Raw genomic sequence first — 24,059 nt, 5'->3', positions numbered from 1 at the left:
TGGATAATGGACGTCCTGCTATTGATCCACTTGTACTTTTTAAGATGATTTTCCTAGGCTACTTCTATGGGATTCGTTCGGAGCGTCAGTTGGAACGTGAAGTGCAAACTAATCTGGCTTATCGCTGGTTTTTGGGCTTAGGATTAACCGATCGTGTGCCGGACCACTCGACTATTAGTTGGAACCGTCGCACTCGCTTTAAGGATACGACAGTCTTTCAGGACATCTTCGATGAGATTGTTTTGCAAGCGATCTCTCATCGGATGGTTGGCGGGCGTGTGTTGGTATCTGATTCTACGCATGTGAAAGCGAATGCGAATAAAAAGAAGCACACGAAAGAGCAGGTWMAGCAGAACACRCGAGACTATCTGGATGAACTGAATGCTGCTATTGAAGCAGACCGGAAAGCACATGGAAAAAAGCTTTAAAGCCACGGGAGGAGGTGAACGAAGAGAAGGAAGTAAAGGTTAGCACGACGGATCCCGACAGTGGCTATATGATGCGAGATGGCAAACCAGAAGGCTTCTTTTATTTGGATCATCGCACCGTCGATGTGAAACACAATCTCATCACCGATGTTTTCGTCACAGCAGGAAATGTGCATGATTCCGTACYGTATCTYTCTCGCTTAGATCGTCAAAGTGAACGATTTGGATTTCATGTTGAAGCCGTTGCTTTAGATTCCGGTTATTTAACAGCTCCCATCTGTAAAGGTCTTGAAATKCGTAAAATATTTGGCGTCATTGCGCACCGGCGTTTTCATTCTACGCAAGGCTTGTACCACAAATGGGAATTCACATACGATAAGGAGCGAGATACGTATCTCTGTCCGCAAAAGCAAGAGCTTCTCTACCGAACAACAGACCGGAAAGGATACCGGCACTATGCGTCAGATCCAGACCAGTGTGCAAATTGTCCGATGTTGGCAAAATGTACACGTTCACGAAACCACCGAAAAGTGGTGACGCGACATATTTGGGAAGACAGCAAGGAACAAGTGCGGGCAAACCGATTGAGTAAATCCGGTAAGCAACTGTACAAGAAACGAAAAGAAACAATTGAGCGAAGCTTCGCGGATGCTAAACAGCTCCATGGGTTTCGCTATTGCCGTTTACGGGGACTGTTGAACGCAACAGAGCAAGCACTCATGACCGCGGCTGTTCAAAACATGAAAAAGATTGCCCTCCACCTAGAAAGGCGGGCAATCTAGTGGGAATCCCTCTAAAAACTATTTAAACCGTATACAAATACAAAAAAAGAAACCCTGCGCTTTGAAAAAGCGGGGGTTTCTCCACAGTCTGAGGTTATCAAAAAGATAACCTTCTCTTTTTTTGTATATAATTAAAAAAAGACTTGATAAGCAGATGAAGTTGTGTGGAGTGGCCCCTTGAAAAAACGAGTAGGTTTCGTCAATGAATAAGTACGCGAATTCGCTAAAACAAACGCTGACATCCCTCATGCAAGAAATGTCATCCACACAAGCACCCTACGTCAAAAATCCTGAAAAAGAATTTACCCGAAAGGAGAATCTGTCTTTTGAAAAGGTTATGAAACTCCTAATCTCCATGGGTGGCAACAGCTTATATAAGGAACTCTGGGAATCGTAGGGCTATGACATAAACACGGCAACGACTTCTGCTTTTGTTCAGCAAAGGAATAAAATCCTGTTGTCTGCTGTGGAATTTTTGTTTCACGCATTTACAGATTTGAATATGGATATCAAGGACTATCGTGGATATCGATTACTTGCGATTGACGGTTCGGATTTACATATGGCAACTAACCTGGTGGACACGGACACCTATTTTCAAAATCAACCGAACATCTAAGGATTTAACCTTCTGCATTTGAACGCAGCCTATGACCACTGTAACAGACTTTATGTGGATGCCCTTGTTCAGCCACGAAGGTTGTGCGACAGGGTAGGCACTAGCTATTGGTCCCTTCCACGTCTACCTTTGACTTTTTGGATTTACAGGAGAACTTGTTTTAACCGATTTCCTTTCGGGTTGTTCGTTTCGTCCTGCCCAGTGGCACTTATGGAATCTTCATTACGAATCATTCTGCTTCTGATTTCTCAGCCGATGAACTCGAGTCGATTTATCACATGCGTTAGGGCATTGAAACTTCTTTCCGGGCCTTAAAATACACTGTTGGTCTGACAAATTTTCACGCAAAGAAGCAAGCAGTATACGCGCAAAATCCGCTCCAGATCAGTCGTTAGCTTCGTCTACAGAGTAGCATATTTCAGTTCACACGATCACTTTTTTAAGCGGATTTTCCATCCGCTTTATTTGTTGTACGCTGTTTCCTTACTTACACAAAAAAACAACGGCACAGGGCTTTGTCCCATGCCGTTGCGGATTCCAATTTTATACTTTATACCGGATATTGTCATTGAGCTTAACGTAATGACTGCCGCTAAAGGTCGCCTTTTCACATACGATCTACTTGATCTTACAAATCTCTTTATCCATAAGCATCTTAATAAATAAGCCGCCTTGCACGGTACGGTTTTGGAAACCTACCATCTTTGCAGTGCTTGTTGAATACCAATCGCTCATTGGAACGCGGCTCTCGGTTTTATCATATGCATGCCAGAGGCGGTCTACAATGGAATTGAAATCTTCCTTATTGTCGCAGAGCGTCGCACTCCAAACGATCCAATCCGATTTGGTGTAAGTGTCACGATTATCAAGCATGAGTCCAAATTCACCTGAATGTTTCTCCAAATAGGCTTTAGTCTCAGCTTTAAATGTATCTTTAGGGAACAATTCTAGACCGAATATTTGATCCCATACCGCATTGTATTTCATGCTGAAGGAATCAGGACGATCAAATGCTAAACGATAGGTTCCGTCTTCATTAGCAGCCATGACGAGCCAGTTATCTATCATTCCTTTTGCAACATTCATTAATTCCTCTGACTTTTTCTCGTCTCCAGCCATACGGTTTAGAATCGCAAAGCTTGCGATACCCATAATAGCCTTAATCGATAAGTTACAGTTATGCGCGAGATGCCCTGCAAAATCATCCGTACACAGCTGGTTGTCAGGATCTACACCATTGTTAATTAAATAATTGCACCATTTCTCAAGATGGTCCCAGTTCTCTTTGGCAAAAGATACATCATTCTCCGTGACCGCAACAGCAGCTGTGCAAATCAGCATATTGCCACATTCTTCAACGGGCATTTGCCAAGTAGGGCATGTGCCGTGACTATAGACTTGGCCGTTAACGAGTGGATAGGTTCCCGCATCGTGTGGTGCAAAATCATAATACCAAATATCAGTAGCAGCGTATTTAAAAATAGGGCGCAGCATCCCTTTAACGAGCTCTGGGTTGTAAATTAAAAATTGCGGTATGGATGGATACGTAACGTCTACCGTAGCTGCACAGCCATTGCTGAAATTTTCTTTGGATATAAAGAGAACGTTTCCATCCGTATCCGCACAAACCTTATGACCTGCAATAGCTTGTCTGTAGGCTAATGATACTAGTTCCGCGTACTTCTCGTTGCCTGATTCTGCAGCTTCTGCAAATAGAGTGGATGAGAATTGTTCACACTTTTCAAATAGGCTGTCGTACTCAGATAGTGCCTGCTTCAAGGCATCTTCGATGGTTTCACCGTCTTTTTTCCAATAAGCATTAAGCGGCTCATTAAAATATTCAATCGCTTTGATGTCATCATATGCAACAGCAAAAAGCGCATTTGCGTTTTCGCCTGTATTTACAGGGATAGACAGCTCAATGTTATGGCTTACTGTACCGTATTCATGCGTATTGGCTACATCAATGACTGAAGCCTTTTCATGATTAGAAGCGAGGTATAAATAACCCCAGTTAATTCTAAGATCATCACCAGCTTTATTTAAAACATTTTGAAATTTGCTTCCAATCTTGCCGCATGTAAAACCTGGCTCGCTAATATCTTTGTAATCGACGGGGAATTCATATTTAAAGTTTTGACATAACTCATCATCGACATTTATTTTTATAGTCACATTATGCGCTTCACCATTGTTAGATTCGGCTTGTACATGAATATAAGACACGGGTCTAGACATAAGCTTTAAATCATCCATTAGAAGTGGGGTAGTAAACGTAACTACCAAATTGATTTCATCAGAAGTAAAACGATATTTGCTGGATAATGCATTAATATCTACACTTGTTTGTTTCATTTTTATACCATTATCGTTGCCGCCCATAAAACAATATTCTTTTCCGTTAACCTCAGCGGTACCGACTAATTTATGAGGTTGGCCCGTCCAATGTTTGGTGTCAGCTTCGTTCAGTTCGTTAGCCATAGACCAAACAGAAAAATAAGGATCTACAGTTATAAGTGGGACAGCTGGAGCTCGCATAATCATAGTAATTCCTCCTAAGTTAGATGAAAATGAATGAAATGCAAAACGATTGAATAATGTTATCTGTTGCTGTAATATACAATTTATCATACAAATTACGGTCTGATAATAGAAGTTATCACAATAGATGTGAGGAATATCACAATGAAAGAAACTGTTTATAGCTTTTGGCATCTGCTAGATCCTAAACTTCCATTGAACATCGTAATGGCAGGAATTTCTTATTGTGATAAGAATTATATCATCGAGAGAAAAGGTGAAAATTTATTTTCATTCGAATATATTATGGATGGAAGCGGTGTGCTCGAGATAGAATCCCAAACGCTGTATCCTCAAAAAAATGACGTATATCTCTTAACTAAAAATAGTTATCATAAGTATTATGCCAGCGAGGAAAATCCGTGGGTTAAAATATGGGTCGTTTTTAATGGGGATTTTGCAGAAAGTTTATTTAAGCATTACTTGCCAGCAGACACCTATATTGTGAAGGATTGCAACATTCTTTCTTATATGAATGAAATTATTAATATTGCATCTGCCAAGCAAAAAAACTACTCTGATATTACAGATGAGATTTCAGTTATTGTGTTAAAAATCATATTGCATTTAAAAAACCATTTGGAAAATAAAGTGCTCTCTATTCCTGAACGCATTAAACAGTGTTTGGATTTAAACATCGAGAATGCTATCGATATTAACGATGTTTCATTGCAGCTTGGTTATTCGAAAAACTACATTATTAAATTATTCCGAGAATGTTATGGTATAACGCCTTATACTTATTTTCGCAATCGCAAAATAGAGCTCGCCAAACAATATTTGCTTAACACGAATCTAAACATCAACGAGATATCTACAAAGCTGAATTTTGCCGACCAGCATTATTTCTCTTCATCATTTAAAGCGATTGCGGGCATTACTCCTTCGGAATATAGAAAAAATAGAACTAATCAATTTATAGATGCGGAGGGGTACTCTTGAACATCTACGTAGTCAGACACTGCAAGGCAGAAGGGCAATCGCCAAGTGCTAATCTTACCGAAGAAGGTTATCTGCAAGCGGAGCGGGTAGCTGAATTACTGCAGGGCAAACCTATCGAACATATCATTTCGAGCCCCTTCCTAAGGGCCATTCAATCTATTTCTCCATTAGCTGAAAATATTCAGGTAAACTATCATGTGGATGATCGCTTGTCAGAACGAGTTTTATGTGGCGAAAGCAATGTTAACTGGCTTGAAATGCTTCGTCATACTTTTACAGATCTGGAGATATGTTATGAAGGCGGCGAATCCAGTACTTCTGCGATGAATCGTGCCTTAGCGGTAATAACCGATGTGAGAAATAGCGGGTTTAGCAATGTGGTTATCGTTACCCATGGAAACTTGATGTCCTTGCTGCTTAAGCATTATGAAACTAAATTCGGTTTTGAGGAATGGGCATCCTTGTCTAATCCTGATGTCTATCATTTGCAGTTTGAAGGTGAATTGCCGATTATACAGCGAATTTGGAATGGCTGAGCTAGACAGAAAACCTACGGCGTATGAAATTATTTTCGAACGTTTCATATCAAATAGGGACGCAAACACGTAAAAGTGTCGCGTCCCTATTTTTTTTCTATCTTTCATTAAACAAAGTTATTTTCTACTTCCAGTATTTCTCGATAATAGCATCACGGCCAGAATATACTCGTGATTCCTTATAAAACTTTGGATTTTTACGGTGATAATTCTGGTGATACTCTTCCGCTGGATAGAATACTTCCGCTTTTTGAATCTCTGTTGCAATCGGCTTGTCAAAACGGCCGCTCTTTCCAAGCTCTTCCTTGGATAATTGAGCAAGCTGGCGCTGTTCTTCTGTATGATAAAAGATGGCAGCACGGTATTGGCTCTTGCGATCATTGCCTTGTCCTACAGCGTCTGTAGGGTCAATTTGGGGCCAATAAAGCTCAAGCAGTTTTTCATATGGGAAGATGTCCGAATCATAAGTGATTTGTACGACTTCCAAATGACCGGTTTCGCCAGTCAATACTTGCTCATAAGTAGGGTTCTCCAGCGTTCCGCCCATATAGCCGGACAGAATGCCATGTATGCCGGGCTGTTCTTCAAAAGGACTTACCATACACCAGAAGCAGCCCCCGGCAAACGTTGCTTTTTGTATCATTTGCTCTCCCCATTTCCATAACTAATTAATAAAGCGTTCGAGTGAACACATATTATAAGCTTGATCATTCAATCAGTCTATTGCTTTGGTGGCTTCATAAGAGATATTGTCTAGAAATTCCAAAGCTTTTGCAGTAAACTAATTGAATCTAATTATATCTATTTATAATCAAATAGTACATGACATTCATTTGGAAGTAGGGGATTACTTATGATTTTTGTTTTTGATTTAGATGGAACCATTTGCTTTAAAGGACAGCCTGTTTCTGAAAAGATTTTAAGTGGTTTGGAGGAATTAACTCAAGCAGGGCATGAAGTTATTTTTGCTTCCGCTCGTCCCATTCGAGATATGCTTCCTGTTCTTCATCAACGTTTTCACAGCTTTTCTCTTATAGGAGGAAATGGTTCTCTTATTTCTAAGGATGGCAGCATGATTGCTATAGAAACTTTTAATGAAGATTTACGCCTTACCATGTTAAAGCATATTGAAGTGCATCAAGCGACATATTTGATTGATAGCCATTGGGATTACGCCTACACCGGTTCCTTAGAGCATCCGATATTAAAAAATGTTGATGCCTCCAAGCTTGCTAAGCTTGTTGCAGTAGAGTCGCTGGAGACCATCGTCAAAATACTAATTCTTACCGCGAATGATATGGAAGCTTTGGAGCAAAAGCTTGCAAGCCTAGAAGTTGTTATTCACAGGCATCGTAATGAAGGTGTCATTGATGTTAGTCCAACTCATATTCATAAATGGAGTGCCCTGCAAAAATTAGGGGTGGAAGCCAAACAATTTATTGCATTTGGGAACGATGCCAACGACATTTCGATGTTTCAAAATGCAAAACATACGGTTATGATTGGCCATCATGATGAGCTGGCTTCTTATGCATCGGAAGTGATTCCGTTCGCGGACAATTACGAAGAACAGATCGTAGAGAAACTGAAGGAGCTTGCTGGCAAGCATGTTCCATTGAATTCATAATTGCTTTTGAGTGATAAGTTTTTATTAAAGAACAGCAACGTAAGGAGCTCATTATGGAGGAACAATGGATAATTGCAAAATATAATCCAGAATGGAAAAATCGATTTAATGAAATCGCTCTAAAAATAAGGAATGCTATGGGAGATTTGGTCGTTCGTATTGACCATGTTGGCTCTACTTCGATTGTTGGTTTAGATGCGAAGCCCATCATTGATATTCAACTATCCGTTATTGATTTTGAAACGATCATAAACCATAAGAATGAGATGGAGAAAATAGGCTTCGTATACCGAGAAGAAAACGCAGATAAAACGAAAAAGTATTTTCGAGAAATACCGGGCAGTCGAAGAACGCATATTCATGTACGGCAGTCAGGTAGTTTTTCAGAACAATTAACTTTATTGTTTAGAGATTATTTGCGTGCTCACCCTGAGGACTGTTTAAGATACGCTCGGGAGAAACATCGATTGTTTGAGCTTTATAAGGATGAACGCTCCAAGTATGTAGAAGGCAAAGGGCCAATCGTTTGGGATATTATTCAGAAAGCACATATTTGGTCGCAAGAAGCGGGTTGGAAACCATTGGCTTCAGATATGTGAAGGAGAAACTTCTTATTCAGAATGGAGGAGCAGCAGGCAGCTGCTCCTTTTCTGCATATATAGGATTTAAAGATGTTACATGCCCGATTCCTTAACGAGACGTTTGACCATGGAATGAAGATTTAGCGATTTTAAACTTAAGCTCAGCTCATTGTTAAAAAAGAGGATCAAACCCGATTTGTTGTCTGGATTAAACACCGTAATCGTGAGTACTCCGGGATCTGAGCCGTTGTGTCCAATAACCTTGCCTTTGCTGACGCCTTTCAAGTAAAGACTATCCAGCGCTGAATAGCTCCATCCGAGTGCCTGATTGCCATTATCCGACTGAGGTTTGAACATCTCATCAAGTGTGGCCTGCGATAGGATGGTTCCGTTCTCAGCCTTCCCGCCGTTCATGATTGCAAGATAGAACTTAGCAAATTCGGTAGTTGTCGTCTTCAACGTACCGTCTGGATAAGTCGGGAAAGAATAGGGCATCAGCGGTTTATGTTTTGCATCATATTGCACGGCAAGTACGTCATTGCTTAATAAATCCTTATGCATCCATTTGGTATGCTTCATGCCCACCGGGTCAAAGATATGCTGCTGCGTATATTCCGGAAAAGGTGTTTTGGTAATCTCTTCGACTAAATAGCCGAGTAAACCATATCCGACATTGCTGTAGTTGAACGCCGAACCAGGTTTATCTTTCGTAAAGTTTTTTTCTTCGTCGTACCATTTTTCTCCCGGAACGAGAAATTCCTTCATGAACTGCGCGAGTGTAACCGTTGAGTCGCCACCACCGCTGTTCGAAGTGTAGAGGCTGTCGTACAGCTTCCAATTGTTATCAATTCCTGAAGTATGGTTTAACAGCATGCGGAATGTAATGGGAGTGTCTGGAAATTTAGGATGAACAATACTTATCGGCAAAAACGTATTTATGTCATCATCCAGCTGAATGGTTCCTTTCTCAACAAGCTGCATGACGGCCGTGGCAGTCACTGTTTTGGAAACGGAGGCAATCTGAAATACCGTGTCATTTGTGATCGGTAAATCTTTTTCCCTGTCAGCGTCTCCGTAATTAATAATGCGATCAATTTGATTGTCCTTGATTATCGCGATGGATACGCCTGTCATGCCTGATTTCTTCATTTTGACTTGGACTAATTTCTCAAGATCCTTAGGGTTAGAGAAGTCAACCTGAATGAATGTAATCGTTGCGAGCGTTATTATGAGAACTCCCAAAATAAGTCCAATGATTTTCCAAACCCGACCCTTCTTCCTTTTCTTCTCCATCATGACGCCACCTTCCGCCGTTTCACAGGCCGACTATTTATAACATTTCTTAACTTTACCAGATATAGTAAAAAACGAATTCGCACCGCAGTCGAGTTTGTTGCCTCGACTTTAGACTAGATCGTGCTGGAGGTTTTAATTATTATTCTTTTGTTTGTATAATAATTCAACCAGAAATAATGGACAATTTTCATGGCGCATTTTACAACAAAAACATTAGTGGTTAGGGGCAATTGATATGAAAATAAGTAAACAATCTGCTGAACATTATATTTGGGGAGACAACTGTGATGGTTGGCATTTAGTTAAAAATAAGGAATTAAGCGTTATTCACGAAAGAATGCCAGCAAATACTGCGGAAGTAAAGCATTATCATCAAGATGCTAAACAATTTTTCTTTGTCTTATCAGGAACAGCTGCTATGGAAATTGGTGATAAAGAGGTTATTTTAAATCAACATGAAGGAATCGAGGTTCCACCTCAGATCCCTCATCAAATGTTTAATAAATCCAACGAAGAAATTGAATTTTTGGTTATATCTCAACCGAATAGTAGAGGTGATAGGTACGTAATAGATTAATGGAATTAGCCGGCGGATAACATTAATAGGTTGTAAGTAAGTTAAGGGTAGTAGGGTGAAATAGAGAATCCGTAATTATGATATCATGTAAATATAAGGTATCTGTGAATTTTAATAGACAAAGATAGTTTTTAGGGAGAAAGGAGAGATATGTTGTGAAAAAAAGTATAATTATATTAGCGATAATTGTTTTCGGTCTTTCCTGTTATAGTCTAACGACTAAAAACTTTGAAATGATGCCATATTTAATGTTATTTTTAGCCATATTTATGTTAGTAACAGGACTAGCTGAACTTCAAAAAGACAGAAAAAGTTTCTGGGGGTATATGAGCATTATTGTTTTTTTATTTGCTTTATTTGTTTCCATTCAAGGTTTCTTATTGAATTAGTGGAAGTGGTTAGATATGAAAACGTTTATTTACATGGTCAGGCATGGAGATTCACCTAAAGGAGAAGGGAAGGAGAGAACGCGTGGGCTAACTGAAAAAGGGATTTCAGATGCCCGTATCATAACTGAAATATTGAAAGAAGAGGGAATAGACAATTATATTTCAAGCTCATACAGAAGGGCGAAGTTGACGATAGAGGAACTAGCGCAGTCTTCTGGCAAAGTAATATTGGTTTTTGATGATCTTAAAGAAGTAAACTTTTTAAAAGATGATGAAATCATGCCCGATTTGGAATTGTATCCATTGGTTAAGAAGATGTTCTCTGACCCGGAATTTTTGTCGTCAGTACGATTTGGAATTTTTATTAAATACCTCAAAGCCGGATATCTATAGATTGGAATTCGAGGGTGAAATGTTAATAGGAATGGAGAGATTATGGAACACAACTACAGTGTGAGATAATTAAACTATGTTTTCTTAAGCATGGGTTAAGCTAGGGAGATAGGATGAAAATGATTAAGTATATTATTTTTGATTGTATGGAAACCATAGTTGATTTAATTGAGCTCCCAAATGCAAGTGATTATGCTTACTGGTCTTATGCGAATTCTGGTGTTGAGCAGTATTGGGTAAATTTTGATGAGTACTATAAAAAATATAAGCTTGCCAAAAAAACATTAAGTGATAGTTATAAGACACATCAAGAATATGAAATGAAACAAAGAATTGAGTTTATCGTTAACAACACAACCTCTATTAAACAAAATAGACAAGCAGTTATAGATCGTTTATACGAAAATTACTGGGATACCTATAAGTCTAAATGTTTTATTAAGGAAGAAACTAAGCAGGCAGTTGCACAACTTAAAGAAAAATATCATTTGGCAATCGTGTCTAATTTCATGATTAGGGATGGCATAGAAGAGCTGCTGGATATAAATAATTTGATCCATAGTTTTGATTTCATTGTGACTTCCATTGGATTTGGATGGAGAAAACCTGACTCAAGAATTTATAAATACGCAATTGATAAATCTGGTTGTCAGGAGCATGAAATCCTATTCATTGGTGATGATTATGAGAATGATTACGTGGCACCAAGGAAATATGGCATGCATTCTCTATGGTTAAACAAGACTAACGAAAAGAAAGATCAAATTGATCAAATTCACGACTTTTATGAATTAACAAGAAAATGTTTAGAGTAGATGCTAAGTTGGAAAACCAGCTTATATTCGATTACATATTGTTATATATGAATGGCAGCCTATGACGTGTTTTTTCGTCCAAGGCTGCCATTTTTTTATTAGGCTGAACCAAGACATGATTTGAATTGAATCTGTGCAACTTGCTCCTTTTGGAATATTAAATTGAAATTAGTACCAAAATAGAGTGAGGGTTTACGGATTGTATAGATATGGATGTGATTTCGTTTGAGCGGTTCGGGAACTAAAATTAGCTTTGTACAAATATTTATGATGTTTTCATTAATGAATGGCCTTACCAGCCACGTTATCGTTAATCCGATGATCTTGTCTGCGTCCAAACGTGATTCATGGATTACTGTGCTGATTACAGGAGTATTTTTTCTTATTTGGATTTTGCTATTGGTTTGGCTAATGAACCGATCCGGTCAACAAGAGTGGAAGAAGTGGCTATCCCGAAGAAGTTCTCCTTTTGTGTCTTGGCTTCTTATCCTTCCTGTTTGTATCCAGATGTATCTCATTGGCGGTATGACCGTCATACACACTGCCACATGGCATGTTACAAACTATTTGCCCACGACTCCTAAAATGCTGCTTGTTGTCTCACTGGTATTATTTTGTACAGCCATGTCTATGTGGGGATTAAGGGTCATTGCGATCGTTGCAGGAGTGCTGCTTCCGCTTGTTGCTATGTTAGGCATTTTTGTCGGTTCATTTAATTCTCCAATGAAAGATTTTGCGCTATTAAAGCCTGTACTTGAGCATGGATGGGGCCCGGTATGGAACGGAATGGTTTATTCCGGAGCAGGTTTTGTGGAGCTGATGGCGCTGATCGTGCTCCAGCATCATTTGAAGACTAAAGTACGTGCTTGGCAGCTGCTTTTATATGGTGTGTTCTCCATCGTCATTTCACTGGGGCCTATCGTTGGTGCGATTACAGAATTTGGCCCGATAGAGGCTTCCCATCAAATGACTTCGCCATACGAGCAGTGGAGGCTCGTGAAAATCGGGCAATTTGTTGAGCATCTAGACTTTTTATCCATCTTTCAATGGCTGTCTGGCGCGATTGTTCGCATAAGCTTATCTGTGTATTTATTCGTTGAATTGCTTTCTCTTCGTCAAGAACGCAGTCGACACTGGGCAATAGCTATCATAATGGTAAGTTATATCCTTCTGTCACTGTTTCGAGTAAACGAATATACCTTTTATTTATGGATGGATCGTTATTACATGCCAATCTCGCTGGCGGTATTGTTATCCTTTTCATTCTTATGGATGATTGCCGCCCTGTTCTTAGGATCTGCCTCAAAGGAGGGAAAAACATGAATGGACAAGCACAATCAAAGTCAAAGATCTGGAATGAGGAAAGCTTAAGGGCTCTCTTTGCAGGCTCATCAGATGTCAAAATCCAAGCTTGCCACTTCGGAGAACAAGAGAGCGTTGAAGTCGTGATTGCTTTTGCAGAAGGACTGAGCCATTCAGCCGATATTGGTAAGTTTATTTTACCAGAGCTTAATCGACTCTTTAAAGAACAGGGCTCATTCAAGGATCCGATTGTGCGGTTGTCCAATGTACTCTCGATTACGGAATTTACAGAAGTGACCGAAGATGCGCTGTCGGAGGCCATATTTCAAGGAGATCTGCTGCTCATATTCACCGAGGAAAACAAAGTGGCTTTTGTAAGCATAGCAGATAAGCCAACAAGACAACCATACGAATCCAGTACAGAAATTTCGGTTAAGGGACCAAGGGATGGGTTCGTTGAAGATATTACTGTAAATATTGCCTTAATCCGTAAACGGCTTCGAAGCCCTTCTCTCCATGTAGATAATTTGACAATAGGACGAAGAACAAAGACGCGGATTGGGGTTCTTTACTTTTATGACATCATTAATCCCAAGATATTGGAGGACTTACATGCGCGATTGGAAAAGATTGATATTGACGGTTTAATCAGTATTAGTCAGCTAGAGGAATTGTTGTCTGATTTTAAATTTAAGCTATTGCCGATTATGGATTTTACCGGAAGACCTGATTATGCCGTCCAAAGCTTGTTATCGGGCCGTGTAGTACTCGTTATCGATGGATTGCCGATGGTGTTAATAGCGCCAGCTGGCTTGTCCCTTATTTTAAAGTCTCCAGAGGATGCCCATTTCAACTATGCGTATGTTTCATTCTCAAGAATAATAAGAGGGATCAGCTTATTTCTGTCTATATTCTTGCCAGCCATATGGGTTGCGTTAGTGTCGTTTCATCAAGACCAAATTCCATTTCAAATGATGGCTACCATTTCTGTGACAAGACTGGGGCTGCCGCTTTCTTCGCATATGGAGATGTTTTTGCTGCTTATGCTGCTGGAGATATTTAGGGAAGCGGGAGTAAGGCTACCTAACGCAATCGGTCAGACACTGACGTCAATTGGGGGGCTGATCATTGGAGATGCAGCCATTCGTGCGGGTTTGGTCTCACCTTCAGTAGTCGTAGTTGGTGCGATTACCGCCGTTTCGGGGGTAACTCTAGTGAATCAGACGTTAAGCACGCAGGTTAGTATTTTGAGGCTGTTCTTTTTTACACTATCCGCAATTCTCGGCATGTACGGCGTGATTTTAGGTATGGTTCTGCTCATTGGTTACATGGGTACTATAAAATCATTTGGCGTAAGCTATTTGGCGCCTTTATCTCCGCTATCCATTAGTGAGCTGCTTATTTCGTACCTGAGATTGCCGTGGGATAAAATCAACAAACGGCCTACCGCGCTGCAAACGAAAGATCCCGATAAGAAGAAGGAGGATTAGACATGTATATTTTCCGGGCAATAAGCGTGCTTCTGAGTAGTATTATGATTCTAAACGGTTGCACGAGTACGCCGGAAATTCAAAATATGGCATATGCGACGGCTATTGGCGTTGACTTTAAGGACGGCAAATGGATTGCTTATACGCAGATACTCAATTTTTCAAACATCTCGCATAGTGAACAAGTTAGCCTTGGTAAAGCTGTCCCCGTATGGGTAGGCAAAGGGGAAGGGAAAACGATGGCATTAGCATTAACAGACATTAGCAGAACATCCCAGCTGCAAGTGTTTTGGGGTCATGTTAAAGCTGTCGTTATGACAGAAGCGGTGCTCAAGAAGGGTGTCACCGATGTGTATAGCGCGATTAATCGTTACAGGGAAGTAAGGTACAATATTCTGATCTATGGAACAAAAAGGAGCCTGCCAGAAATATTTATTCAGAAATCGATTCTGAATTTATCCCCACTGGAAACGATCATGTTTACGGCTAGTCAAATGCATTCAGTCGTTTCAGTCATCCTTCCTGTTACTGGAAATCGCGTTATTGCGGATTTAAATGAACCTGGAGAGCCGGCAATGATTCCATCGCTTGACCTTGATTCTAAAGATTGGTCGGAAGACGAACAACCAAAGCCGATGTTCAGCCTATCAGGTGGTTATTTTTTCAAGAAAAACAAGATGATAGGATGGATGTCAGGACGGGATCTGCAAGGGATTAGATGGGCGGAAGAGGGACTGAAACGTATACCGCTTCAAGTTACTGCCCACGGGTCACCGGCTGCCGTTATTGAATTTTCATCTCCGAGAATGAAAATTAGACCCGTAACGGAAAAGGGAGAAACTCGCTATAATCTTGAAGTTGAGGCAAAGGGCATTGTCATTGAGCTAATGCAAGACGTAACCATAAACCATTTGAAGGAATGTACAGCTGATGCCATCCGCAAGGAAATTACGAACACTTACAATAAAGCGTTAAAGCTCGATATCGATCCGTTTCATCTCAGACAGTCGCTTTATCAGTCATCACCCGCGGAGTTTAAGCGCTTATCCAGCACCGATGATTTTTTCTTGAAAAATGATTCTATCAAGGACATTAAAGTAAACGTCAATCTCTTGAATACGGGCAAATATAAGGGGACAAAAAATTAATTGATGTAGTCATTTGGAGTCTAAAACAAGATTCCTCGTAACTCTTGTAGCAAGAGCACAATCATGAAGCCTCTACTAATCATAGATTAAAAGGAGCATGATAGTGGGAGGTGAGCTTGAATGGAAGAAATGTATCGTTTTAGCAGAAATAATATGAACTGTAGAGTCCGTGTTCGGACTCGTGATGGCCGTTGCCATGAAGGCGTTATCGTAAACGTTGATAGAAACAATCTATATTTACGGACATCGGATGGGGTAAGAACGTCAGCATATTATGGTAATGGGTACGGTAATGGATATGGATACGGTTATGGTTATGGTTTTGGGGCAGGTCTACTGACTTTGTCATTGTTTACGCTTCTTGCTATAGCTTTGATCTAAATAAAGAAACCTCAAGTCCATAGCGGCTTGAGGTTTCCTTGTTTTATAGCAGCAAGATGGAATATCTCGCCCCATGTTTCTGTTAAGGAAGAATGTTTCCTGCAGCACGATAAATGGCATACCATTCTTCGCGTGTCAAATGAACTTCGCTCGCATTGCAGCAATCGTTCAGGCGGTCAAGATTCATTGTACCGATTACCGGTTGCATATGCGCAGGGTGGCGCAAAAGCCATGCAATAGCAATTGTTGTATTGCTAACATCGTATTTTTCAGCAATTTCATCGATTTGTTTATTCAATTCCGGGAACTTGTCGTTTCCAAGGAATACGCCTTCAAAAAATCCATATTGGAATGGAGACCAAGGCTGAATCGTAATATCGTTCAGTCTGCAATAATCGAGGATACTGCCATCACGGTGCACAGCAGCATCATTTTCCATATTTACGTTAAATCCGCTCGATATCATAGTCGCGTTCGTAATGCTTAGTTGCAACTGGTTAGCGACTAGAGGCTGCTTCACCGATTTCTTTAAAAGTTGAATTTGCATTGGTGTTTGATTGGATACGCCGAAATGGCGTACTTTGCCTGAGCTTTCAAGGCGATCAAAAGCTTCAGCTACTTCTTCCGGCTCGACCAATGTATCTGGACGGTGCAAAAGCAGAATGTCCAAGTAATCCGTTCTCAGTCGCTTCAAAATTGCATCTACCGATTCTAAAATATGTTCTTTGGAGAAATCGAACATGCCAGGACGAATGCCGCACTTTGATTGTAAAATAATCTTCTCGCGAACTTCAGCGTTCATATGAATAGCATCTGCGAATATTTCCTCACAAGTTCCACCGCCATAAATATCAGCATGGTCAAAGAAATTCGCACCCTTATCTAGCGCCGTCTGAACAAAACGTTCGGCACCGGCCTTGTCCAGCGAATTAATACGCATGCAACCGACTGCAATCACCGGCACCTCTAGTGTACTGCTTCCAAGCTTCATCGTCCTCATGATTTAAGTCCTCCTTCGAGATTGGTTAACTTTGTTTGATGGATTCATCGCAAATAGAAGAGTGTTCTATTTGTTGCTGCACAAACTATGTAAACGCCTTCCTAAAACAATTGTGCCTTATGATTGTCTCACAAAAGGCTGCAGTATTTCAATGTTTACAAAAAGGATAAAATGATATATGTGTCCGCTGGTCGTGAGCACGGCATCTCTTTCTAGGCGGTCTGGTATTTACATACAAACGTGAATTCGGTATTCTGGAAAAATAGTTTCAACTTGGAATTCATTTAATCGCGAATTATTATTAAATGGAGGCARCAAACATGGCGACAATTGAGGATTTCATGAAATTAGATATTCGTATTGGTACGGTTATTCATGCAGAACCTTTTCCAGAAGCTCGAAGACCCGCAATAAAATTAGAAATCGACTTTGGTGATTTTGGCGTCAAACACTCTTCGGCACAGATCACAGAACGATATGAACCAGAACAGCTTATTGGCAGCCAAGTTGCTGCAGTCATGAATTTTCCTGTTAGACGTATTGCGGGCTTTAAATCCGAGGTGCTTGTCATTGGCGGAGTTCCATCGGAAGGCGATGTGGTTCTTTTAAAGCCTGATCAACCCGTTCCGAATGGGACGCCAATTGCGTGAGGACGTTTATCAAAAAAAGAACAGGCTGCCGATATAATCGGCAACCTGTTTAGCTTTCCACGTTCACACGTCGACAGCGATCGTAGCAATTAAAGTTATAGGGCTCCATGTCAGCTTCGATTTTTTTTGGAACATAACCATCGTTTGTTAGGCTGGTAAGAAGTTTAGTTAAATGCTTTGCCGTTTCTGGTAGATCATGCATGAGCACGATAGGGGTCACATCATTTTTCTCTAATTTTTGTATTTGAGATATTGTCGTTTTAATATAATCTTTGCTTGAATTAGACCAGTCGCTGCTGTCCACGTTCCAATCCCACAATTTATACCCGTTGTCATTTAAAACCTTCCTGAATGAATCTGTTAAATAAGGTACACTGCCGTAAGGCGTACGAATTAGAACCGTTGAGATGCCTGTAATTTTCTCAAGCGTTTTTTGAGCTTGATTCATTTCATCCAGCGCAGATTGTTCCGAACGGTAAAATCGATTTTTATTGTGTGTGACACCATGCAAAGCTACGGCATGTCCTTCTTCTACAATTCGTTTAACGATTTCTGGAGACTGTCTCATTTTTGGTTCCAACATAAAAAATGTTGCTTTTACATGAAATAGCTTCAATGTATCCAATATTTCATTGGTAGCTGAAGAGGGGCCGTCATCAAAGGTTAAATATATCGTTTTATTATTTTTGTCATCATCGATTTCGGAAGGCTGTTTTACAGTAATTAAATTTGTTTCAAGTTGTTCATCTGTGTCATTTACTGTTGCTTGAATAGGGTTTGGACTGCTGCTGCATGCAGATAATTGAGTAACAATGATTAAAATAATACAAATGGCAAGTTTTCGCATGATCTAATTCCTCGTTTTGTGTAAGATGTTTTGATTGCGACGCTTCTTTTGTCCTTTCTTTTTGTACTGTGGTATCTATCTTTGGTATGTCTGTTTAGTCAGTATAAAAAATAAAAGTGTCAGCACTATGGCTAACTTGTTTCTATGTTGTAAAATCTCGCAAAAATCGACATCAGCTACTGATTATTGATTTGTTAATTGGCAACACTATGTAAGAAGAATGATGGACAGGCTATGGCCATCAGTGATGGAGCAGATGAATTTTTTAAGGGGACAGCGGCACTCTGAGACTATTTAATATAAGTCTCATCATTCCGTTGTCCCCTTTATTGATTGACCTGCTTTGATAACCAAATGGCTGTTATTAAATCTATTTTCGTTTCTTTTTTAAAAATTTTCTAGTTAAATTCACTGATATTGATCTTAAATCAGAGGAATCGGTTGAATTTTGACCAGAAGCGCTATTATCGCTGCCGCTGTCACTGTCGCTGCTGCTAGAATCACTGCTGCTTCCTTTTCCGGCTATATTGGTTATGTTGATGTTTATTCTGCCAACATTCCCAAAAATAATCGTGCCTTCGTTTCTTTCAATGATGACACGTCCCAATTCGCATCCCATAATAGCTCAGCATCCCTTTCTTTCATCACTATTTAAAGCAGCTTGACTGTAGATGATTCTTACTGACTATTCTATGAGTGAACGAGTAGATAGGTATTGGCTATTTGTAGAGTTACAGGAGCCTTTTTTTAGTCTAAAATTTGTTTTTATTATGCGATGCGGTATAAATGCTCTCATTCTACTGGATTTTTCTGGTTTTGCGCATGAGCAACAAAATTAGTTTATTCAAACTCTATTGGTGTCTGGGAAGATTTCTTACATGGGGCAAGACTGTTTCTCTAGACCCACATGAATTTCGTTTTGTATAATGACACGGTACCTTTAAGGCTATAGAAGATAGGAAGTGCTCAAGGATTGACTACTCAACTGGATGCAACGAACAAGCAATCAACTTTCGCGATTTGGACCAGCTTAATTAGCAACATTGTATTGACCGTCATGAAACTTACAGTTGGTTTGCTGTTTGGCAGCCAAGTGCTTATTGCAGATGGCGTTCATAACGCAGGAGATGTATTTGCAACTGCAGCAGCATTAGTCTCAATGATGATATCAAAGCGACCGCCGGATGAGGATCATCCGTATGGACACGGAAAAGCTGAGGTTATCGGAGCAGGAATTGTAGCGGTTGTACTTGTCCTTGCTGCGCTCTACATGGGCTATCACTCCGTAATGGCAATGATGGAACCGCCACATAAAGCAACACTGCTTGTCCTCATTGCAGCAGCCATTTCACTCGTATGGAAACAGTGGCTTTATGTTTACACGATGCGAATTGGCAAAAACACGAATAGCAGCGGCTTAATTGCCACTGCATATGACCATTTAGCGGATGTATACGCATCACTGGCAGCAGTTATTGGTATTGCTCTAGCCATGTTAGGTGAACATTACAATATTCATTTTTTAAAATATGGAGACCCCTTCGCTGGAATCATTGTTGCTTATTTTGTTCTAAAGCTGGCCATTCAAATGGGAAAAACCTCTGTTGACGTATTAATGGAGAAAAATATTGATGGAGTGAGCATGGAGCAAATTTCAGAGCTCGTTAAGTCGATACCTGAAGTAAAGCGAATTGACCGAATACGGGGTAGAGAGCACGGACATTACATTATTGTTGATGTAAGGGTGGGTATTCCGGCTGAATTAAGCGTACAAGAAGGCCATGACATTAGTAGAGAAATTAAACGTGTGATTCAGTCGCAAAACCCGATGGTGGAAGAGGTTCTTGTTCATTTAAATCCATGGTATATGGAAAACACTCAAAAAGAGTAAAGGTAGTTAAGCCGATACGAATGCGGAAAAACGGGTGCTGTGGCATCCGTTTTTTGTTTGTTTTTCAACAGGTTAAGAATGATATAAGAATGAATGGTTTCACTAAGCAGTATACCTAAACGCAACAAAGGCTCGCGATTAGTCGTCTATCTCGTAATTGGAATATTTAGCATACGGAGGGTATAGATGATGAAACAATTAAAAGGCAAAGCTGTCGTAATCGTTATATTAATTGCTTGTTGCATTCCCTTACTTTTATGTTGGTGGTTGTATATCATCCTAAGTTCTCCGACGATGCACTGAATGACTCGAGATCTGTCATGATAAATAAATGATATTTTTGAGTTCAGTAAACTTCAGTTATAGACATTCTTTATTACCCAAGCTGCGAATAAGTCGTTTATGATGTGTATTGTAGCTATCTTTATAGAAGGAGTGATGCGTTATGAGAAATGACCGGTTTCAAATCATCGATTTGTTCGAGAGGCCTATCACTTAGGGAAATCCGATAGATGGTTTTTCCTGAAATACAGGGAGGAATCCAGGAATGATTACATTAAAGGCATTAGACATTAGTAATTGGGAACAATGTGCACAGCTTAAACCTAAACCAGAGCAAGAAAAATATATCGCACCTAATATTTATTCGATCGCTGAAGTGCAATTTTTAAAAGGATTTGTAACGAGGGCGATTTACAATGATGAAGTAATGATTGGTTTTACAATGTTTGGGCTTGACCCAGACGATGGGAACTACTGGATTTATCGGTTTATGATTGATGGAGCATTTCAAGGACAAGGTCATGCTTCTAAAGCAATGCTGCTGGTTATCGATGAAATAAAAAATGCAAGTGACCGAACGGATGTTATTGTCCTTGGATATAAACCGGAAAATGAGCGAGCGAGGAAGCTTTACTCAAAAGCAGGTTTTAAAGAAGAATGTTATGCTCCTTGGGGAGAAGTACTTGCGAAGTATAGCTTCAAGCAAGCTGTTCACAAATAACGAGAATAAAATTTCGTACAGCAAAGGCTGCCGACCTAAATGAGACGGCAGCCTTTGCTGCGTTCATATAAAAGAATGTTTAAGAATTATGATACCTAAATAATATCGATATGATTATTGCGGATGGATCGTTTAATATAAGCATAGGAGTGTCAAGTTGTAACCAGCTCTGATTTTCAAGAGGAGGAATTGTGATGTCCATGCCGACTAGCGATACATTGGCGAGAAAGAAAGTTAGAGCCATTATTACTGGTTCTACTGGAATGGTGGGAGAGGGGGTGCTCCATGAATGCCTTAATCACTCTGAAGTGGAGCAGGTATTAGTCATAAATCGCAAGCCATGCGGCGTAACCCATCCAAAGCTAACAGAAATTATATTACCGGACCTCTTTGATTTATCTAGTATTGAATCCAGGTTAAGCGGCTATAATGCCTGTTTCTTTTGTCTAGGCGTATCGTCTGTAGGAATGAAAGAGGCTGAATACAGCAGAATTACATATGGTTTAACCTTATATATAGCTAATCTGCTCTCCAAATTAAACACGGATATGACCTTTTGTTATGTAACCGCGGGAGGAACAGACAGTACGGAACAGGGCAAAAGCATGTGGGCACGGGTGAAAGGGAAAACGGAAAATGATCTGCTGAAGCTGCCCTTCAAAGGAGCCTATATGTTTCGACCAGGCTACATACACCCGACAAAGGGATTGAAAAACGTCCATCGCTTTTATGGGTTGTTAACTTGGCTGTACCCTGCTTTGCGGCCTATTTTTCCGAAGCATGTCATTACGTTAAGAGAACTGGGCATAGCGATGATTCATATCGTTAACGAGGGGTACGAGACTTCCATATTAGAGAGTAAAGATATGGCGAAAGCGGCAAAATTGAAATAAAGCTTCATGGATGTACAAATGAGAACGAAGTTAAATACATATTGGAGAACTTCCCTTCTGGCAGCATAGAGGGAAGTTTTTTTTATGAGCTTCTGCCCTAAGAGGAGTTGGGGTCAGAGCAGAATAACAACAGCTGTAATTGTACATACTACGCTCATCTTAGACTGGGAAACTTAGGGTACCCGCCTAAAGTCTTCCGTAAGGGAGTGGAATGAAATGAAAGCCAAAGGGAAATTAGGGAAATATTTTAGAGCTGATTTGTCTTCTGTCCAAAATGATTTTTCACTGGGAAACTGGGGTGGAAAAGCTGATCAAAACCTTGAGAGCACAGAAGATACCACTATGCCTCAGATTAGTGATTACACTCAAGATTATGGACGTCTATCCCGAAGTCTCGCTGAAAATTTAGAATGGTTTAAGGCTCATTTCACTTATCCCCGCAACCGAGGCTTAATCGTTCGTGAAGTAACAGTAGGACAGCATGGGCGGAAAGGTGCAGTTCTTTTCATGGATGGACAAGTGGACTGGAAGCATCTGGACCGCTGTGTCATGGTGCCTTTAATGAATATAGAGATGAAGCATGTTGAAGAGCCGGATATCGATTTGCTGATGGCGGATACGTTCAAAGATGGAAAAGTCACCTCAAAAGTAGAGCTTGGACATATTACTGATAGTATTTTGGCAGGCTCCGCTGCCATTTTATTTGATGATGTAGCTGAAGCGATACTCATCGTGGTTAAAGGGTGGGAAAAGAGAGCCATCGATACCCCTAGAACAGAGGTTGTTGTACGCGGAGCAAATGAAGGGTTTACTGAGGAGCTAGAGACGAATTTATCAATGATTAGACGAAGACTGCGGACGCCTGACCTCATTGTGGAGTCTGGTTTTGTAGGTACGCTCTCACGGACTGAAATAGCCATTGTATATATTAAATCGATTGCAAACGAAGAGCTTGTAGCCGAGGTTAGAAAACGTATCGCAAGCATTCGATATGATTACATCGGCGATAGCGGCACGATTGAGCAATTAATTGAGGAACATTCAAATTCAATTTACCCCAATATACTCAGCACCGAACGACCAGACTGGACCGCGGCACATCTTGCCAATGGTTACGTAAGTATTATGGTCAACAATTCGCCTTTCTCTCTAATTGTCCCAGCTCATTTTCCACTTTTTCTGCAAACGGTGGAGGATACTTATCTTCGTTGGCCTTACAGCAGTTTTATCCGTTCGATTCGCGTGATCGGTTTTTTTGTTGCACTCTATTTGCCGAGTATCTATGTGGCAGTCGCTAATTTTCATCAAGAAATGATTCCAACGACACTTATGCTAGCTATTGCAGGTTCACGCGAGGTTGTCCCGATTCCGCTGGCTGCAGAAATATTTATGCTCGAATTGATGTTCGAAATCATTCGTGAAGCAGGCGTCAGGATTCCGAGCGTTATCGGTCCTACAATTGGTATCGTTGGGGCATTGATACTGGGGCAAGCTGCCGTACAAGCCAATATTGTAAGCCCGATCGTTGTCATTATTACGGCAACGACAGCGCTAGCTTCTTATACGATTCCGAACTATAACATGCAGTTCGCCACACGTATGCTTCGTTTCATTTATTTGCTTGCAGCGTCTTATCTCGGCTTGGTTGGCGTTGTTTTACTGTCATTATTGCTATGGACTACGCGAGCAGCGGAAAATTCGTTCGGCGTTCCTGTACTAGCTCCTTTTACTCCTCATAGACCCAGCAGCGATTCATTTTTGAGAAAAGCAATCGATAAGCAAATTTATCGTCCGTTTTCGATCCGTCCCAAAGATGCGAATAAAATTCCGAGCAGTAAAGCGGCAGAAAGCGATGAGACGAACAAACAAGGGGATGCGCAGAAGTGAGA

The 24,059-nt window shown here is 40.4% G+C and carries 23 protein-coding genes and 2 pseudogenes; 19 read left to right on the top strand and 6 right to left on the bottom strand.

Features of this window, described 5'->3' with window-relative positions; genetic code table 11:
- Both AB4Z45_RS14135 and AB4Z45_RS14130 read left to right on the top strand, forming a co-directional pair.
- Positions 1-1,210, top strand: a pseudogene (locus AB4Z45_RS14135) (IS1182 family transposase); the annotation flags it as partial.
- Positions 1,211-1,667: 457 nt separating this feature from the next.
- Positions 1,668-1,829 carry a hypothetical protein gene (locus AB4Z45_RS14130; RefSeq protein WP_441909951.1) on the top strand — a complete coding sequence of 54 codons (162 nt, stop codon included), beginning with the start codon at positions 1,668-1,670 and terminating at the stop codon, positions 1,827-1,829.
- A gap of 618 nt (positions 1,830-2,447) precedes the next feature.
- Here the strand turns inward: AB4Z45_RS14130 and AB4Z45_RS14125 are convergent.
- Positions 2,448-4,373 (bottom strand): glutaminase domain-containing protein, encoded by a 1,926-nt coding sequence (locus tag AB4Z45_RS14125; RefSeq protein ID WP_441909949.1) that lies wholly within the window; start codon positions 4,371-4,373, stop codon positions 2,448-2,450.
- A 141-nt stretch (positions 4,374-4,514) separates the two neighbouring features.
- On the opposite strand from AB4Z45_RS14125, the gene AB4Z45_RS14120 reads away from it, so the two are divergent.
- A complete protein-coding gene (locus tag AB4Z45_RS14120; protein ID WP_441909947.1) occupies positions 4,515-5,351 on the top strand; it encodes an AraC family transcriptional regulator in 837 nt (278 codons plus the stop codon).
- Positions 5,348-5,887, top strand: a complete 540-nt coding sequence (locus AB4Z45_RS14115; RefSeq protein ID WP_441909945.1) for a histidine phosphatase family protein — start codon at positions 5,348-5,350, stop codon at positions 5,885-5,887. Before AB4Z45_RS14120 ends, AB4Z45_RS14115 begins: the two co-directional genes overlap by 4 nt.
- A 124-nt stretch (positions 5,888-6,011) precedes the next feature.
- Here AB4Z45_RS14115 and msrA read toward each other — a convergent pair whose 3' ends face one another.
- A complete protein-coding gene (gene msrA, locus AB4Z45_RS14110; protein WP_441909975.1) occupies positions 6,012-6,527 on the bottom strand; it encodes a peptide-methionine (S)-S-oxide reductase MsrA in 516 nt (171 codons plus the stop codon).
- A gap of 213 nt (positions 6,528-6,740) precedes the next feature.
- Between msrA and AB4Z45_RS14105 the strand changes: the two genes are divergently transcribed.
- Positions 6,741-7,514, top strand: coding sequence for an HAD-IIB family hydrolase (locus AB4Z45_RS14105; protein WP_441909943.1), 774 nt, complete (start codon positions 6,741-6,743; stop codon positions 7,512-7,514).
- A 53-nt stretch (positions 7,515-7,567) separates the two neighbouring features.
- Positions 7,568-8,113 (top strand): GrpB family protein, encoded by a 546-nt coding sequence (locus AB4Z45_RS14100; RefSeq protein ID WP_441909942.1) that lies wholly within the window; start codon positions 7,568-7,570, stop codon positions 8,111-8,113.
- A 75-nt stretch (positions 8,114-8,188) separates the two neighbouring features.
- Here AB4Z45_RS14100 and AB4Z45_RS14095 read toward each other — a convergent pair whose 3' ends face one another.
- Positions 8,189-9,391 (bottom strand): serine hydrolase domain-containing protein, encoded by a 1,203-nt coding sequence (locus AB4Z45_RS14095; RefSeq protein ID WP_441909941.1) that lies wholly within the window; start codon positions 9,389-9,391, stop codon positions 8,189-8,191.
- 235 nt (positions 9,392-9,626) lie between these two features.
- Between AB4Z45_RS14095 and AB4Z45_RS14090 the strand changes: the two genes are divergently transcribed.
- The 8 genes and pseudogenes from AB4Z45_RS14090 (at position 9,627) to AB4Z45_RS14055 (ending at position 15,886) form a co-directional block, all read left to right on the top strand.
- Positions 9,627-9,968: a cupin domain-containing protein gene (locus AB4Z45_RS14090; protein ID WP_441909940.1), complete on the top strand. Its 342-nt coding sequence runs from the start codon at positions 9,627-9,629 to the stop codon at positions 9,966-9,968.
- Positions 9,969-10,123: 155 nt separating this feature from the next.
- Positions 10,124-10,357, top strand: coding sequence for a DUF3953 domain-containing protein (locus AB4Z45_RS14085; protein WP_441909939.1), 234 nt, complete (start codon positions 10,124-10,126; stop codon positions 10,355-10,357).
- 15 nt (positions 10,358-10,372) lie between these two features.
- Positions 10,373-10,814 (top strand): annotated as a pseudogene (locus AB4Z45_RS14080) (histidine phosphatase family protein).
- 55 nt (positions 10,815-10,869) lie between these two features.
- A complete protein-coding gene (locus tag AB4Z45_RS14075; protein WP_441909938.1) occupies positions 10,870-11,565 on the top strand; it encodes an HAD family hydrolase in 696 nt (231 codons plus the stop codon).
- A gap of 225 nt (positions 11,566-11,790) precedes the next feature.
- Entirely contained in the window at positions 11,791-12,888 is a 1,098-nt protein-coding gene (locus AB4Z45_RS14070; protein ID WP_441909937.1) for an endospore germination permease, read from the top strand.
- Positions 12,885-14,357, top strand: coding sequence for a spore germination protein (locus AB4Z45_RS14065; RefSeq protein WP_441909935.1), 1,473 nt, complete (start codon positions 12,885-12,887; stop codon positions 14,355-14,357). The genes AB4Z45_RS14070 and AB4Z45_RS14065 overlap by 4 nt, the downstream gene beginning before the upstream one ends.
- A gap of 2 nt (positions 14,358-14,359) precedes the next feature.
- A complete protein-coding gene (locus AB4Z45_RS14060; protein WP_441909933.1) occupies positions 14,360-15,505 on the top strand; it encodes a Ger(x)C family spore germination protein in 1,146 nt (381 codons plus the stop codon).
- Between the two features lie 153 nt (positions 15,506-15,658).
- Positions 15,659-15,886, top strand: coding sequence for a hypothetical protein (locus AB4Z45_RS14055; RefSeq protein ID WP_441909932.1), 228 nt, complete (start codon positions 15,659-15,661; stop codon positions 15,884-15,886).
- Positions 15,887-15,968: 82 nt separating this feature from the next.
- Here AB4Z45_RS14055 and AB4Z45_RS14050 read toward each other — a convergent pair whose 3' ends face one another.
- Entirely contained in the window at positions 15,969-16,886 is a 918-nt protein-coding gene (locus AB4Z45_RS14050) for an aldo/keto reductase (RefSeq protein WP_441909930.1), read from the bottom strand.
- A 320-nt stretch (positions 16,887-17,206) separates the two neighbouring features.
- On the opposite strand from AB4Z45_RS14050, the gene csaA reads away from it, so the two are divergent.
- Positions 17,207-17,536: a chaperone CsaA gene (csaA, locus tag AB4Z45_RS14045; protein ID WP_441909928.1), complete on the top strand. Its 330-nt coding sequence runs from the start codon at positions 17,207-17,209 to the stop codon at positions 17,534-17,536.
- A 49-nt stretch (positions 17,537-17,585) separates the two neighbouring features.
- Here the strand turns inward: csaA and AB4Z45_RS14040 are convergent, their stop codons facing one another.
- Both AB4Z45_RS14040 and AB4Z45_RS14035 read right to left on the bottom strand, forming a co-directional pair.
- Positions 17,586-18,383, bottom strand: a complete 798-nt coding sequence (locus AB4Z45_RS14040; protein WP_441909927.1) for a polysaccharide deacetylase family protein — start codon at positions 18,381-18,383, stop codon at positions 17,586-17,588.
- 370 nt (positions 18,384-18,753) lie between these two features.
- Positions 18,754-19,002 (bottom strand): hypothetical protein, encoded by a 249-nt coding sequence (locus tag AB4Z45_RS14035; protein WP_441909926.1) that lies wholly within the window; start codon positions 19,000-19,002, stop codon positions 18,754-18,756.
- A gap of 354 nt (positions 19,003-19,356) precedes the next feature.
- On the opposite strand from AB4Z45_RS14035, the gene AB4Z45_RS14030 reads away from it, so the two are divergent.
- From AB4Z45_RS14030 to AB4Z45_RS14015, 4 genes are all read left to right on the top strand, one after another.
- Entirely contained in the window at positions 19,357-20,274 is a 918-nt protein-coding gene (locus tag AB4Z45_RS14030; protein ID WP_441909925.1) for a cation diffusion facilitator family transporter, read from the top strand.
- A 547-nt stretch (positions 20,275-20,821) separates the two neighbouring features.
- Positions 20,822-21,277, top strand: a complete 456-nt coding sequence (locus AB4Z45_RS14025) for a GNAT family N-acetyltransferase (RefSeq protein WP_441909924.1) — start codon at positions 20,822-20,824, stop codon at positions 21,275-21,277.
- A 194-nt stretch (positions 21,278-21,471) separates the two neighbouring features.
- Positions 21,472-22,170: an epimerase gene (locus tag AB4Z45_RS14020; protein ID WP_441909922.1), complete on the top strand. Its 699-nt coding sequence runs from the start codon at positions 21,472-21,474 to the stop codon at positions 22,168-22,170.
- A gap of 216 nt (positions 22,171-22,386) precedes the next feature.
- Positions 22,387-24,057, top strand: coding sequence for a spore germination protein (locus AB4Z45_RS14015; protein WP_441909921.1), 1,671 nt, complete (start codon positions 22,387-22,389; stop codon positions 24,055-24,057).
- Positions 24,058-24,059 lie beyond the last annotated feature (2 nt).

The sequence above is a fragment of the Paenibacillus sp. MCAF9 genome, from assembly GCF_052114265.1.
Taxonomy (GTDB): domain Bacteria; phylum Bacillota; class Bacilli; order Paenibacillales; family Paenibacillaceae; genus Pristimantibacillus.
Note: the sequence above shows the minus strand (reverse complement) of the source record. Positions and strands in the feature narration are given on the sequence as shown.

What these genes read in the sequence shown, in the direction of transcription:
- AB4Z45_RS14095 (WP_441909941.1), bottom strand. Translation starts at nt 9,391, where the DNA reads ATGATGGAGAAGAAAAGGAAGAAGGGTCGGGTTTGGAAAATCATTGGA.
- AB4Z45_RS14040 (WP_441909927.1), bottom strand. Translation starts at nt 18,383, where the DNA reads ATGCGAAAACTTGCCATTTGTATTATTTTAATCATTGTTACTCAATTA.
- AB4Z45_RS14100 (WP_441909942.1), top strand. Translation starts at nt 7,568, where the DNA reads ATGGAGGAACAATGGATAATTGCAAAATATAATCCAGAATGGAAAAAT.
- AB4Z45_RS14125 (WP_441909949.1), bottom strand. Translation starts at nt 4,373, where the DNA reads ATGATTATGCGAGCTCCAGCTGTCCCACTTATAACTGTAGATCCTTAT.
- AB4Z45_RS14120 (WP_441909947.1), top strand. Translation starts at nt 4,515, where the DNA reads ATGAAAGAAACTGTTTATAGCTTTTGGCATCTGCTAGATCCTAAACTT.
- AB4Z45_RS14060 (WP_441909933.1), top strand. Translation starts at nt 14,360, where the DNA reads ATGTATATTTTCCGGGCAATAAGCGTGCTTCTGAGTAGTATTATGATT.
- AB4Z45_RS14105 (WP_441909943.1), top strand. Translation starts at nt 6,741, where the DNA reads ATGATTTTTGTTTTTGATTTAGATGGAACCATTTGCTTTAAAGGACAG.
- AB4Z45_RS14090 (WP_441909940.1), top strand. Translation starts at nt 9,627, where the DNA reads ATGAAAATAAGTAAACAATCTGCTGAACATTATATTTGGGGAGACAAC.
- AB4Z45_RS14055 (WP_441909932.1), top strand. Translation starts at nt 15,659, where the DNA reads ATGAACTGTAGAGTCCGTGTTCGGACTCGTGATGGCCGTTGCCATGAA.
- AB4Z45_RS14015 (WP_441909921.1), top strand. Translation starts at nt 22,387, where the DNA reads ATGAAAGCCAAAGGGAAATTAGGGAAATATTTTAGAGCTGATTTGTCT.
- AB4Z45_RS14075 (WP_441909938.1), top strand. Translation starts at nt 10,870, where the DNA reads ATGATTAAGTATATTATTTTTGATTGTATGGAAACCATAGTTGATTTA.
- AB4Z45_RS14035 (WP_441909926.1), bottom strand. Translation starts at nt 19,002, where the DNA reads ATGGGATGCGAATTGGGACGTGTCATCATTGAAAGAAACGAAGGCACG.
- csaA (WP_441909928.1), top strand. Translation starts at nt 17,207, where the DNA reads ATGGCGACAATTGAGGATTTCATGAAATTAGATATTCGTATTGGTACG.
- AB4Z45_RS14020 (WP_441909922.1), top strand. Translation starts at nt 21,472, where the DNA reads ATGTCCATGCCGACTAGCGATACATTGGCGAGAAAGAAAGTTAGAGCC.
- AB4Z45_RS14065 (WP_441909935.1), top strand. Translation starts at nt 12,885, where the DNA reads ATGAATGGACAAGCACAATCAAAGTCAAAGATCTGGAATGAGGAAAGC.
- AB4Z45_RS14025 (WP_441909924.1), top strand. Translation starts at nt 20,822, where the DNA reads ATGATTACATTAAAGGCATTAGACATTAGTAATTGGGAACAATGTGCA.
- AB4Z45_RS14050 (WP_441909930.1), bottom strand. Translation starts at nt 16,886, where the DNA reads ATGAGGACGATGAAGCTTGGAAGCAGTACACTAGAGGTGCCGGTGATT.